This is a genomic window from Cupriavidus sp. FW305-3-2-15-C-LB2, from assembly GCF_058787575.1.
Map to the genome: position 1 here is coordinate 1 of NZ_JBYSZW010000076.1, position 12912 is coordinate 12912.

9 protein-coding genes are annotated in these 12912 nt (G+C 69.6%); 5 read left to right on the forward strand and 4 right to left on the reverse strand.

Annotated elements, in window-relative coordinates; translation table 11 throughout:
* The first annotated feature begins 111 nt into the window (after positions 1-111).
* The gene (locus AC3WRR_RS33525; RefSeq protein ID WP_454749633.1) at positions 112-1632 is read left to right on the forward strand and encodes a cobyric acid synthase; all 1521 of its coding nucleotides are present in this window, start codon (positions 112-114) and stop codon (positions 1630-1632) included.
* A 133-nt stretch (positions 1633-1765) separates the two neighbouring features.
* Positions 1766-2959, forward strand: coding sequence for a PepSY-associated TM helix domain-containing protein (locus AC3WRR_RS33530; RefSeq protein ID WP_492299321.1), 1194 nt, complete (start codon positions 1766-1768; stop codon positions 2957-2959).
* A 49-nt stretch (positions 2960-3008) separates the two neighbouring features.
* On the opposite strand, the gene panC is transcribed toward AC3WRR_RS33530, so the two are convergent.
* From panC to AC3WRR_RS33545, 3 genes are all read right to left on the reverse strand, one after another.
* Positions 3009-3857, reverse strand: a complete 849-nt coding sequence (gene panC, locus AC3WRR_RS33535) for a pantoate--beta-alanine ligase (protein ID WP_010814906.1) — start codon at positions 3855-3857, stop codon at positions 3009-3011.
* A 204-nt stretch (positions 3858-4061) separates the two neighbouring features.
* Positions 4062-4955 (reverse strand): segregation and condensation protein A, encoded by an 894-nt coding sequence (locus AC3WRR_RS33540; protein WP_010814905.1) that lies wholly within the window; start codon positions 4953-4955, stop codon positions 4062-4064.
* A gap of 31 nt (positions 4956-4986) precedes the next feature.
* Positions 4987-5178, reverse strand: a complete 192-nt coding sequence (locus AC3WRR_RS33545; RefSeq protein ID WP_010814904.1) for a DUF3460 family protein — start codon at positions 5176-5178, stop codon at positions 4987-4989.
* A gap of 167 nt (positions 5179-5345) precedes the next feature.
* Between AC3WRR_RS33545 and AC3WRR_RS33550 the strand changes: the two genes are divergently transcribed.
* From AC3WRR_RS33550 to bamE, 3 genes are read left to right on the forward strand one after another with little or no spacing between them, the layout of a single operon-like run.
* A complete protein-coding gene (locus AC3WRR_RS33550) occupies positions 5346-7148 on the forward strand; it encodes an autotransporter assembly complex protein TamA (protein WP_010814903.1) in 1803 nt (600 codons plus the stop codon).
* A 40-nt stretch (positions 7149-7188) separates the two neighbouring features.
* Complete coding sequence (locus tag AC3WRR_RS33555; RefSeq protein WP_492299323.1) at positions 7189-11337, forward strand: translocation/assembly module TamB domain-containing protein; 4149 nt, start codon at positions 7189-7191, stop codon at positions 11335-11337.
* A 43-nt stretch (positions 11338-11380) separates the two neighbouring features.
* Positions 11381-11929, forward strand: coding sequence for an outer membrane protein assembly factor BamE domain-containing protein (gene bamE, locus AC3WRR_RS33560; protein WP_010814901.1), 549 nt, complete (start codon positions 11381-11383; stop codon positions 11927-11929).
* Positions 11930-11944: 15 nt separating this feature from the next.
* Here bamE and AC3WRR_RS33565 read toward each other — a convergent pair whose 3' ends face one another.
* On the reverse strand, positions 11945-12910 hold the full coding sequence (locus AC3WRR_RS33565) for an ABC transporter ATP-binding protein (protein WP_011615927.1): 966 nt from the start codon (positions 12908-12910) through the stop codon (positions 11945-11947).
* Positions 12911-12912 lie beyond the last annotated feature (2 nt).

Below are 12912 nucleotides of genomic sequence, written 5' to 3' on the forward strand. Positions count from 1 at the left end.
TGTCGGGGGCGGAGGCGGGTGCGATGGCCGGGGTTTCCATCCGCGTATTGTAGCCGCCGCATCCGGGCATCGCACGGGGGGTGTTGCAGGCACCGGTGCGATAATCCGCCAATGCAGACCGACTCCTCGCAATCCCTGCCGCCGGGTGCCCTGCGCGGCACGCTGATGGTCCAGGGCACGACTTCCGATGCCGGCAAGAGCACCATCGTGGCCGGCCTGTGCCGGGTGCTGGCGCGTGCCGGCACGCACGTGGTGCCATTCAAGCCGCAAAACATGGCGCTGAACAGCGCGGTCACCGCCGACGGCGGCGAGATCGGCCGCGCGCAGGCGCTGCAGGCACAGGCCGCGCGGCTGGCACCGCATACCGACATGAACCCGGTGCTGCTCAAGCCCAGCAGCGACACCGGCGCGCAGGTGATCATCCACGGCCGCGCGCGGCTGGACCTGGATGCGCGCGCCTACCATGCCTACAAGCCCGAGGCGATGAAGGCCGTGCTGGCTTCGCACACGCGCCTGGCGCAGGCCTATGAGGTGGTGCTGGTGGAGGGCGCCGGCAGCCCGGCCGAGGTCAACCTGCGCGAGCGCGACATCGCCAACATGGGCTTTGCCGAGCGCGTCGACTGCCCGGTGGTGCTGGTGGCGGACATCGACCGCGGTGGCGTGTTTGCGCACCTGGTCGGCACGCTCGACTGCCTGTCCGAGAGCGAACGCGCGCGCGTGACCGGCTTCATCATCAACCGCTTCCGCGGCGATGTCGGCCTGCTGGAGCCGGGACTGGACTGGCTGGTGGCGCGCACCGGCAAACCGGTATTCGGCGTGCTGCCCTTCCTGCACGGCCTGCATCTCGATGCCGAGGACGCCATCATCGGCGCGCAAGCGGACAAGGCCGGCACGCCGGCGCAGCGCCTGCGCGTGATCGTGCCGGTGCTGCCGCGCATCGCCAACCATACCGACTTCGACGCGCTCCGCGCGCACCCGCAGGTGGACCTGCAGTTTGTCGGGCCCGGCATGCCGATCCCGCCCGCGGACCTGGTGGTGCTGCCCGGCAGCAAGAACGTGCGCGGCGACCTGGACTTCATCCGGGCCAATGGCTGGGACGCGGCGCTGGCCCGGCACCTGCGCTACGGCGGCAAGCTGATCGGGATCTGCGGCGGCATGCAGATGCTGGGGCGGCAGGTGCACGATCCCGATGGCCGCGAAGGCCCGGCCGGCAGCAGCGCGGGGCTGGGCTGGCTGGATTTCGAGACCACGCTGGCGGCAGAGAAGCAGCTGCGCCAGGTCGGCGGCCGGCTGGCGCTGGATCAGGCCGATGCGCCGGTGCGCGGCTACGAGATCCACCTTGGCGTCACCACGGGCGCGGGGCTGGAGCAGCCGGCCCTGTGGCTCGAGCGCGGCGACGGCACGGTGCGGCCCGACGGCGCGCGCTCGGCCGACGGCCAGGTGCTGGCCACCTATGTCCACGGCCTGTTCGACGAGCCCGCCGGCTGCCAGGCGCTGCTGCGCTGGGCGGGGCTGGACGGCGCCCAGGAGGTGGACCTCGACGCATTGCGCGAAGCATCGATCGAGCGGCTTGCCGACACCATGACCGCGCACCTGGACCTGGATGCGATGCTGGCGCCGCTGCGGCGCTGACGCATGCGGCACGGCCGCCTGGCGGGGTCCCTGCTAGAATCGCGAATCTTTCGCATTTGCATTCTGCGTGGAGGTGGCCTGTGCGCCATATTCCACGCATGGCAGCGTCCGCTCAACGTACTTCAGCCCCCACATGGTCACCGGCCGCCTGCGCGTCGCCCTCGTCAAACTGCACCTGTATATCGGCCTGAGCCTTGGCCTGCTGTTCGTCCTGTTCGGGCTGACCGGCATGACCATTGCCTGGCGGGAGGAACTGGATGCCTGGCTCAACCCTGACCTGCTGGTGGCGTCCGCGCCGATGACGGAGCCGGTGTCGCCGGCCACGGTCCAGGCAGTGACCGAGCGGCTGGCTGCGCCCCCCTATGGCAAGCCCAACCTGCTGATGCTGCCCGTCCATGCCGACGGCGTCTTTGTCGCCTGGTACCCGGTCAAGGGGCCCGACGGCGTGGTGCCGGGCCGCTCGCGCCAGGTGATGGTCGATCCGGTCACGCTTGCGGTGAAGGGCGAGCGGGTCTGGGGCGAGGCGGGCCTGTCGCGCCGCCTGTTGCTGCCCACGCTGTTTCACCTGCATCGCTACCTGCTGTCAGGCGACACCGGCAAGACCATCACCGGCGTGGCCGGCATGCTGCTGTTGCTGACCACGCTGGTGGGCGTGGCGGTGTGGTGGCCCAGGATGAAGCTGCGCTCGGTGGTGCAGGCGTTCCGCATCACGCACGGCGGCTCATGGTCGCGCTTCAACTATTCGCTGCATCGCGCCGGCGGCATCCTGGCCGCGCCGGTGCTGGCCATCATCGCCTTTTCGGGCTGGTACCTGAACCTGCCGAAGTGGGTGACACCGATGGTGGCGGGCGTGATGACCGTGACGCCGCCGGTGAAGCACGTCTCGGCACCGGCGCCGGCCGGGGCCCGGCCGCTGGGCGCGGGCGAGATCATGGCGGCGGCGCAGGCCCGGTACCCGCAAGCGCAGGTGACCCGCATCAGCTTCCCGCGCAAGCCGGGCGACGCGTTCGAGATCCGGCTGCGCCAGCCCGGCGAGGTGCGCAAGGATACCGGTGCCACGCGGCTGTGGCTCGATGCCTGGAGCGGCAAGCCGCTGGGCATGCGTGATCCGCAGCAGGCGCCGGCGGGCGACACGCTGCTGAACTGGCTGTTTCCGCTCCATACCGGCGAGGCCTTCGGGCTGCCGGGGCGGGTGTTTATCACGCTGTTCGGGCTGGCGCCGCTGGCGTTTGCCGTGACCGGCGTGCTGATCTGGTGGAAGCGGCGGCGGGGTCATCAGCGGCATGTGGTGAAGGCCGCACAGCGATCCGGCATGCGCCGGGCATGAAAAAAGCAGGCCGCCGGCCTGCTTTTTTTGCCTGGTGCGGCGCTGCCGCTCAGATTTCCAGGTTATCGATCAGCCGGGTCGCGCCCAGCTTGGCGGCAGTCAGGATTACCAGCGGCTCGCCGGCGAGGAATTCCTCGCGCGTCGGCGCCTGCAGGTCGACGCGCTTGCGGATCGACACGTAGTCCGGCTTCCAGCCGCGCCTGGCCAGCGATTCCTTCGCATTCGCCTCGACCGCAAGCAGGTCGGCCGAAGCGCGGTCGCTGCCCAGCACGGTGTCGCGCACGTCATGCAGCGTGCGGTACAGCACCGGCGCCTCGGCGCGCTCGTCGGGGCTCAGGTAGCGGTTGCGCGACGACAGCGCCAGGCCGTCTTCGGCACGGATGGTCTCGGCGGGGATGATGTCGATCGGCAGGGCAAACTGCTGCACCATGCGGCGCACGATCATCAGCTGCTGGTAGTCCTTCTTGCCGAACACCGCCACGCGCGGCTGCGCGCACGAGAACAGCTTCATCACCACCGTGCACACGCCCTTGAAGAAGCCGGGGCGGAACTCGCCTTCCAGGATGTCGCCCAGGTCATGCGGCGGCTCGACGCGGTATTCCTGCGGTTCGGGGTACATATCGCGCTCGGACGGCGCGAACAGCACGTAGACGCCTTCCTTCTGCAGTTTCTCGATATCGTCCTGCAGCGTGCGCGGGTACTTGTCGAAATCCTCGTTCGGGCCGAACTGCAGGCGGTTCACGAAGATCGATGCCACCACCGGGTCGCCGTGCTGGCGCGCCAGGCGCATCAGCGACAGGTGGCCTTCGTGCAGGTTGCCCATGGTGGGCACGAAGGCAGCGCGGTTCTGGCCGCGCAGTTGGTCGCGCAGCTCTTGGATGGAGGAAATGACTTTCATCTGCCTTGGTGTGCTGGTCGTGGTAGGTGTGACCCGGGCGCCGGTCCGTCGAGGGGCGGCACATGGACTACCGGTCTCGGCCTTCTGTCGGGCGCGGGGCCTTCGGGCACTTGCCTTCGGGGCCTGCACCGTGGGCCATTGGGCCGGCTGTCGGCGGATTGTAGAACATGTTGGGACGGGGCCGGACCCCGCAGCGCGGGTGGGTCAGGTCGGGCTGTACGCCAATCGCACATAAATTGGGGCGAACGGTTCGGCCTGGGTGATCTCCACCAGCGCTTCGCGCGACAGCTCCAGCATGGCGATAAAGTTCACCACCACCACCGGCACGCCCTTGCCGGAGCGCACCGCGTCCTCGAACAGCTCGGAGAATTCCATGAAGCGCGCGTGTTGCAAGCGGCGCAGGATCTGGCTCATGTGCTCGCGCACCGACAGTTCCTCGCGCGAGATCTTGTGGTGCTGGTTGAGCTTGGCGCGCTTGAGCACATCGGCCCAGGCGGCCTGCAGGTCGATCGTCTCCACTTCCGGGAAGCGCGGCGCCAGGCTCTGCTCGATATAGACCTGCGAGCGCAGGAAGTCGCGGCCCAGCTGCGGCACCGTGTCCAGGCGCTGCGCGGCCAGCTTCATCTGCTCGTACTCCAGCAGGCGGCGCACCAGCTCGGCGCGCGGGTCCTCGGCCTCATCGTCGCTGTCGGCCTTCTTGACCGGCAGCAGCATGCGCGACTTGATCTCGATCAGCATGGCCGCCATCAGCAGGTATTCGGCGGCCAGCTCGAGGTTGGTCTTGCGGATCTGCTCGATGTAGGACAGGTACTGCCGCGTGACCTGCGACATCGGGATGTCGAGGACATTGAAGTTCTGCTTGCGGATCAGGTACAGCAGCAGGTCCAGCGGGCCCTCGAAGGCTTCCAGGAAGATCTCGAGCGCGTCCGGCGGGATGTACAGGTCCTGCGGCAGCTTGAACAGCGGCTCGCCGTACAGGCGCGCGAAGGCCATCCCGTCGACCATGTCGGCGGGGCCGGCAGGGCCGGCTGCAACGGCCGGGGCCACGGCAGGCAGCTCGACGGGCAGCGGCAGCTTGTCCTGGTCGCCTGCGCTCATGGGCGGCGTGCGCTCGCGGGGGCGGCGGGAATCAGTTGTCCTGCGCGTAGACGTATGGCTTCTGCGCCACGCGCGAAGCTTCGGCGCGGGCGCGCTCTTCCAGGTCGATCGGCGACTTGTCCCACAGCAGGGCACGGCCGTCGCGCTGTTCGGCCTCCAGCGTCGGGCGCTCTTGCTTGAGCTGCTTCAGGAACTGGGTGATATCGGATTCGTAGATGGCCATGTTCAACCGTGATGCGCCCGCGCGGGCGCCAGATAGGTACAGTGGGCCACGATTTTACAGTATCGGCCCCCCGGAATGCATCCAGGCCGCGTGCAAGGCGCCGGAAAGTTCCGGGCATAAGGCCGGGTGTGGTCAAATACCGACTTTGTATGTGTGGACAATCGGCGATGCCGCAAGACACCGCTATTACCGCTGACTCCGCTGGCCGCGCGCGCGTGGCCGTTCGCGTACTGGCCGCGCTGGGCGCGGTGCTGGCGCTGGCGGCCGCCCCGGCGCGCGCCGCCTACAAGGTCGAAGTCGAGGCGCCCAAGCCGATCCGCGAGATGCTGGAAGAGCATCTGGACCTGGCACGCTACCAGGACCGCGCCGACCTTTCGCCGGACCAGCTCGACTATATGATCGAGACCGTCGGCGAGCAGGTGCGGGCGTTCACCTCAACCGAGGGCTACTTCGACCCGACCACCACCACCCGCGTGGAAGGCGAGGGCGACAAGCGCGTGGTCCACGTGATGGTCGACCCCGGCGCGCGCACGCTGATCCGCAATGTCGACGTCCAGGTGACGGGCCCGGCGGCCACGCGTTCGCCCGAACAGGTGGCCGAGCTGCAGGCCAAGTGGGGACTGCCGGTGGGCGAGCCGTTCCGGCAGGGCGACTGGGACAAGGCCAAGGAGGACGCTCTGGTCACGCTGCAGAGCCACAATTACTACGGCGCGCGCCTGGCCGCGTCGCAGGCGCGCGTGGAGCCGGACGACCAGCGCGCGGACCTGTCCGCGCATTACGCCAGCGGCCCGGCCTACCTGCTGGGGCCGCTGAAGGTGACCGGCACGCGCCGCTATCCGCAACAGATCATCTACAACGTCAACCCGCTGAACGAGGGCGAGCCGTACCGCGTGGAGCGGCTGCTCGAGTTGCAGCGCGCGATCCAGAACCAGCCGTACTTCTCCAACGTGCAGGTCGACCTGGAACCGCCCCCGGACGCCGACAAGGCGGCAGACGGCGTGGTGACCGCGCCGGTCTCGGTGCGCGTGCGCGAATATCCGGCGCACCGGCTCAACAGCGGCGTGGGCTTTACCACCGACACCGGCGCGCAGATCGAAGGCCGCTATTCGTACTACAACCTGTTCAACCGCGCCTGGACCTTCGACTCGCAGGCGCGGCTGGAGCAGAAGCGCTCCTATCTGTTCGCCGAGGCCGCGATGCCGCCGGACAGGGGCAACTACCGCAACAGCGTGTACAGCAGCTACGAGCGCACCATCGACATCGAGAACACCGACACCACCAGCCTGCGCGCGGGCCTGAAGCGCTCGCGCTCGCGCGAGAAGTACGACGTGACGACGTCGCTGGATTTCTACTACGACAAGCTGCTGCCGGAGGGCCAGGCCGCCCAGATCAGCAAGGCGCTGGTGCCGGCCTTTGCCTGGACGCGGCGCGACGTCGACAATCCCGTGTTCCCGCGCCGCGGCAACGTGATCAGCACCCAGATCGGCGTGGCCGCCAGGGGATTCCTCAGCGATGCCACATTCCTGCGGCTGTACGGCCGTATCCGCCAGTACATACCGGTGGGCAAGCGCGACCTGGTGGTGGCACGGCTGGAACTCGGTGCCGACCTGACCGGCGACAGCTCCAGCCAGATCCCGGCCACGCTGCGCTTCCGCGCCGGCGGCACCGATTCGATTCGGGGCTACACCTACCAGTCGATCGGCACGCCCAGCGGCTCCAGCATCTTGCCGGCCAAGTACCTGGGCACCGGCAGCCTGGAGTACCAGTACTGGTTCAAGCCGGACTGGGGCGTGGCGGTGTTCTGGGATCTCGGCACCGCCGCCGACAACCTGCGCGGCGTGACCATCTACAACGGCGTGGGCGTCGGCGTGCGCTGGCGCACGCCGGTGGGCCCGCTGCAGCTGGACGTGGGCTACGGCATCCAGGAGCAGCAGTTCCGCCCGCATATCTCGCTGGGGGTGGCGTTCTGATGCGGCACCCTTGTATTTCACGCCTGACCCGGATGCCGGCATGAGCGCCCACGATCTGCCTTCGGTGCCCGGCGGCGATTCGGCCCGGACCCCGATCCCGCCCGCGCCGCGCAAGCGGCGGCGGCTGTGGCGCGTGCTGGCCTGGCTGGTCGGCATCCTGCTGCTGCTGATGGTGGCGCTGGCGGCGGCGGGCGTGGCGGCGCTGCGCACCGAGACCGGCACCCGCCACCTGTGGACGCTGGCCACGCGGCTGTCGGCCGGCATGCTCAGCGGCCGGCTGGAAGGCGGCACCGTGGCGCACGGCCTGCGCCTGCGCGACGTGGTGTTCGCCAGCGGCCAGACGCGCGTGGCGGTGGACCGCGTGGATGGCAACTGGGTGCTCGGCTGGCAGGCGCGGCGCCTGCACGTGCAATGGCTGCGCATTGGCAAGGCCGAAGTGAAGCTCGGCCCGTCCGAGCCGAGCACCGAGCCGATGCAGAAGCCCACCTCGCTCGAACTGCCGCTGGCCATCGATGTCGATTCGCTGACGCTTGAGCGGCTGTCGCTGCTGCAGGGCACGGCGCCCACGGCCGAGCCGATGGTGTTCAGCAACCTGGCCGGCGCGCTGCACAGCGACGGCCAGCGCCACCGCGTCAGCGTGGACAAGCTGGAAACACCATACGGCAAGCTGGCTGCCAACGCCCAGCTGGGCGCACGCGCCCCGTTCGCGCTCAGCGCCGAAGCCTTGCTGGAAAGCAGCTGGCAGGATGAGGCCTTTGCCGTCAATGCCACCGCCAAGGGCAACCTGGACGCGCTGCGAGCCGAGCTGCAGGCCAGCGGCGACCGCATCCACCTGCGCGCAGGCGCCGAACTGACGCCGTTCGGCAAGGTGCCGTTCACGCACCTGCTGGTCGATGGCGATCGCATCAACCCGCGCCTGTTCAGCCCGTCGGCGCCACAGGCCAACCTGACCGTGCATGCCGAGCTGCGGCCGGTGGGCGGCGTGGCGGCGGCTGCCGGCGCGCAGGCGGCCAGCGCCGTGTCGGCATCGCCCCCCCCGGCGGCATCGGGGGTCTCCGCATCCGCCCCTGCGGCCGCGCCTGCGCCCGCACCGCTGGCTGTCGCCGGCGACATCGAGATCAGCAACCTGGAAGCCGGCCCGCTGGACAAGGAGCGGCTGCCGGTGCAGTCGGTGCGCGCCCATGTCGAGCTGAGCGAGATGGCACAGGCCGTCTCGGACCTGCGCGTGGCGCTGGCCGGCAAGGCCGAGATCTCCGGCGGCGGTTCGCTGCGCGGCGGCCGTGGCGGTTTCGACCTGGACGTGCGCAGGCTGGACCCGGCCGCGCTGCATGGCTCGCTGACCAGCGCCAGCCTGTCCGGCCCGGTGGTGGTGCGGATGGAGCCGGGCCGGCAAAGCGTGGCGCTGGACCTGTCGGGCGGGCCGCTCAAGCTTTTCGCCGATGCCAGCATCGATGCCGAGGCGCTCACGCTGGCCACGCTGCGCGCCGCGGTGGGGCCGGGTTTGCTGACCGCGGAAGGCAAGCTCGGCCTGAAGGACAAGCAGCCGTTCAGCTTCAAGGGCAAGCTGGCCTCGTTCGATCCCTCGCGCCTGGCCAAGGTTGCCGCCGGCCGCATCAATGCGGACTTCACCGCGACCGGCGAGATCGCGCCCGAACTCGGTGTGGCGCTGGATTTCGCCGTGCATGAGAGCGAATACGCGGGCCTGCCGATGACCGGCGGCGGCAAGGTGCGCCTGGCCGACGAGCGGCTCTTGCCGAGCGAGGCTTCGCTCAGCATGGCCGGCAACCAGGCCAACCTGCGCGGCAGCTTCGGCGCGCGCGGCGATGCGCTCAAGCTGGCGGTCGATGCGCCGCAGCTGGAGCGGCTCAAGTTTGGCGTGGCCGGCAAGCTCAAGCTCGACGCCACCATCACCGGCACGCTGAAGAAACCCGAAGTGGTGGCCGACTACAACGCGCAGGCGCTGGAAGTGGGCCCGCACAAGGTGGCCAGCGCCAGCGGCCGCGCCGAGGTGCGCGGCGGCCTGGACGGCCCGCTCTCGGTGCAGCTGGCCGCGCGCGACTACCGCGGCCCGCAGGCCAGCCTGAGCACGCTCGACGCCACGCTCGACGGCACCCAGGCCAACCATACCTTCGACGTCAAGGCGGCCGGCAGCCTGAACAAGCGGCCATTGCAGCTGGCGCTGGCGGGGCAGGGCGCGTGGAAGGGCAAGGACGGCTGGAACGGCACCATCCGCACGCTGGAAGAGCGCGGCACCGTCAACCTGCGCCTGGCCGCGCCGACGCAGCTGCTGGTGGCCGACCAGCGGGTGCGCCTGGGCGCGGCGCGCCTGCTGCTGGACCGCGCCACGCTGACCATCGACAGCCTCGACTGGGACCACGGCCGCATCCGCAGCGCGGGCAGCCTGGACGGCCTGCAGGTGGGCCATGTGCTGGAACTGATGGAAACCATCACCGGCGAGAAGCCGCCGGTGCGCTCCGACCTGGTCATCGACGGCCGCTGGAACCTGGCGCTGGCCGAGACCGCGACCGGCTTTGCCGAACTGCGCCGGCGCAGCGGCGACCTCTCGGTCAACGCCGGCCGGGGCTTCACCACGCTCGGCCTGGGCGAGACCAGCCTGCGCGCCGACGCCGGCGGCAACCGTATCGCAATGCGCGGCGGCATGGTGTCGGGCCGCATCGGCAAGGTGGTGGTGGACGCCTCCGCCGGACTGGTGCAGGAGCAGGGGCTGCAGACCGTGGGCCCGGCCTCGACCCTGGGCGGCACGGTCACCGTCGACGTGCCGCGGCTGAAATCGCTGGAAGCGCTGACCGGCCCGCAGTACGCTTTCGACGGCAAACTGGCCGCGGCGATGCGCCTGGCCGGCACGATCGGCGCGCCGCTGCTGACCGGCACCGTCGACGGCGACAACCTCGCCGTCACGCTGTACGACCTGGGCCTGCGCCTGACCGACGGCACTGTGCGCGTGGTGCTGGACCAGAACACGGTCGAGCTCAAGCACGTGGAATTCCACGGCGGCGACGGCAAGATCACGGCCACCGGCAACGTCAAGCTGGGCGAGGCCGATCCCAACCTGACCGGCAAGATCGTCGCCGACAAGCTGCAGCTGTTCGCCAGCCCCGAGCGCACGCTGGTGGTCTCGGGCGACGCCACCATCGCCAACGAGAACAAGCAGGTCGTGATCCGCGGCAAGATCCATGTCGACCGCGGCCTGTTCGACCTGCCCAAGGCCGGCGCGCCGGTGCTGGGCGACGATGTGGTGGTGATCCGGCGCAAGGACCAGCGCGCCGTGAAGACTGCCGCCACGCAGGCGCCGGAAACCAAGCCGGCAAGCAAGTTCAGCCCGGTGATCGACCTGACCGTGGACCTGGGCAACAACTTCCGCTTCCGGGGCGCGGGCGCGGACCTGTTGCTGGCCGGCCAGATGGGTGTCAAGAGCGAACCCCTGGTACCGATGAAGGCCACCGGCACGGTGCGCGTGACCGACGGCACCTATGAAGCCTTCGGGCGCAAGCTGGACATCGAGCGCGGCATCATCAATTTCAACGGCCCGATCGACAACCCGAACATGAACATCCGCGCCATGCGCCGCAACCAGGAAGTGGAGGCGGGCGTGGAGGTGACCGGCACGGTGCGGCTGCCGCGCGTGCGGCTGGTGTCGGAACCCAATGTGCCGGATGAGGATAAGCTCTCGTGGCTGATGTTCGGCTACGGCGCCGAAAGCGCCGGTGCCGGCCAGCAGCGCCAGCTGGGTGGCGCCGCGCTGGGCGGCGCGGCGCTGGGCATGATCGGCGGCAAGGCCGGCAAGGGCATCGTGCAGCATTTCGGCATCGACGAATTCTCGATCGGGCCCAGCACCGCGGGTCTCAATGACCAGCAGGTGGTCAGCATGGGCAAGGCCATTACCGAGCGTATGTCGGTAGGCTATGAGCAAAGCCTGACATCGGCCTCGAACGTGGTGAAGCTGACCTGGCAGTTTTCACGGCGCTGGTCGCTGATTGCCAAGGGCGGGTCCATCAACGGTTTGTCGGTCTTGTTCAACCGCCGCTTCGACAGCTGGGCGAACCTGTTCAGCGGGACCTCGGGTCGCAGCGACACCAGAAGGAGCCAGCAGGATGAGAGCCAGCCAACCAGTCCCGACAGCGCGGCACAGGCTGCCTCGGCAGCCATTGCCGAGCCCGTGCGCCGCTGACGGACGCCCCGCCACTTTCGCGTCGCCGCGACGCCTTGCCGCCATGGGACTCTTTGCCTCTTTGCTTGCGCTGTTCGGCTGCGACCAGCAGAAGGTCGATGAAGCCATGAAGAAGGCGGGCGAGACCGCCCGCAACACCTGGAACGCGATCAAGCCCGACAGCGAGCTGTTCAAGGGCATCGTCCCCGGTCAGTCCACCGAGGAAGACCTGCGGCGCCAGGCCGGCAAGCCGGAGATCGTCTGGGAAGAAGCGGACGGCGGGCGCCGGCTTGAATACCCGCGCGGCCCCGAGGGCACCACCACCTGGATGGTCACCATCAGTGCCGATGGCAAGGTCGCGAAGATCGAGCAGGTGCTGTCGGCCGAGAACTTCGCCCGCGTGCGCGCCGGCATGAGCAAGGACGACATCCGCCGCCTGCTGGGCAAGCCCACCAAGGTGGAGGCATTTGCGCTGAAGAAGGAAGAGGTGTGGGGCTACCGCTGGATGGAAACCGCCACCGACAAGGCCTTCTTCAATGTGCATTTCAACAGCGACGGCACCGTCACCACGACCTCGCGCAGCGACGATCCGTCGAAGATGCAGGGCGGCTGACGCGTGCCCCGGCGGTCAATGGAGCAGGTGGCAGGCGGCCACGTGCGCCGGCGCGGCTGAGCCGGCGGCCGGGTCCAGCCGCAGCATGCGGGGGATCTCGGTGGCGCAGGCCGGCACCGCGCGCGGGCAGCGCGGATGGAACTTGCAGCCCGCTGGCGGGTTCAGCGCCGAGCCGATGTCGCCCAGGATCAGCCCCTCGGCCGGCTGGTGGTCGGGGTCGGGCCGCGGCGCCGAGCCCAGCAATGCCTGCGTGTAGGGGTGGCGCGGGGTGCTGAACACCGCGGCGCTGGGCCCGCTTTCGGCCATATTGCCCAGGTACATCACGCCCACGGCCGAGCTGAAGTGCTCCACCAGCGCCAGGTCATGGGCGATCACCACATAGGCCAGGCCGAAGCTGCGCTGGATATCGGACAGCAGGTTGACGATCTGCGCCCGGATCGAGACATCCAGTGCCGAGGTGGGCTCGTCCAGCACGATCAGCCGCGGCTGCAGCGCCAGCGCGCGCGCCACGGCAATGCGCTGGCGCTGGCCGCCGCTGAACTCGTGCGGGTACAGGTCGAGCGCGCCGGGCGGCAGGCCGACGATCTCCAGCAGCTCCAGCAGCCGCCGGCGCAGCGCGGCGCGGTCGCCGCCCTGGCCGTGCGCAAGCAGCGGCTCGGCCAGCAGCATGCCCACTTTCAGGCGCGGATTGAGCGAGGACGACGGGTCCTGGAACACCGCCTGCACCTGGCGCCGGTAGCCCAGCACGCCCTTGCGGTCCAGCGCCAGTACGTCCTGGCCGTCGAAGCGGATGGTGCCGGCGCTGGGGCGCTCAAGCAGCAGCAGCTGCCTGGCGATGGTGGTCTTGCCGCAGCCGGACTCGCCCACCAGCGCATAGGTCTGGCCGGCATCCACGGCAAAGCTGACGCCGTCGACGGCGCGCACTGTGCCGCCGCCGCGCGCGGGGAAATGCTTCTTCAGGTTTTCGACTTCGAGCAGCATGG

Excerpts from the sequence above, each read along its gene's own strand:
- AC3WRR_RS33525 (WP_454749633.1), top strand. The coding sequence starts at position 112 with ATGCAGACCGACTCCTCGCAATCCCTGCCGCCGGGTGCCCTGCGCGGC.
- AC3WRR_RS33530 (WP_492299321.1), top strand. The coding sequence starts at position 1,766 with ATGGTCACCGGCCGCCTGCGCGTCGCCCTCGTCAAACTGCACCTGTAT.
- panC (WP_010814906.1), bottom strand. The coding sequence starts at position 3,857 with ATGAAAGTCATTTCCTCCATCCAAGAGCTGCGCGACCAACTGCGCGGC.
- AC3WRR_RS33540 (WP_010814905.1), bottom strand. The coding sequence starts at position 4,955 with ATGAGCGCAGGCGACCAGGACAAGCTGCCGCTGCCCGTCGAGCTGCCT.
- AC3WRR_RS33545 (WP_010814904.1), bottom strand. The coding sequence starts at position 5,178 with ATGGCCATCTACGAATCCGATATCACCCAGTTCCTGAAGCAGCTCAAG.
- AC3WRR_RS33550 (WP_010814903.1), top strand. The coding sequence starts at position 5,346 with ATGCCGCAAGACACCGCTATTACCGCTGACTCCGCTGGCCGCGCGCGC.
- AC3WRR_RS33555 (WP_492299323.1), top strand. The coding sequence starts at position 7,189 with ATGAGCGCCCACGATCTGCCTTCGGTGCCCGGCGGCGATTCGGCCCGG.
- bamE (WP_010814901.1), top strand. The coding sequence starts at position 11,381 with ATGGGACTCTTTGCCTCTTTGCTTGCGCTGTTCGGCTGCGACCAGCAG.
- AC3WRR_RS33565 (WP_011615927.1), bottom strand. The coding sequence starts at position 12,910 with ATGCTGCTCGAAGTCGAAAACCTGAAGAAGCATTTCCCCGCGCGCGGC.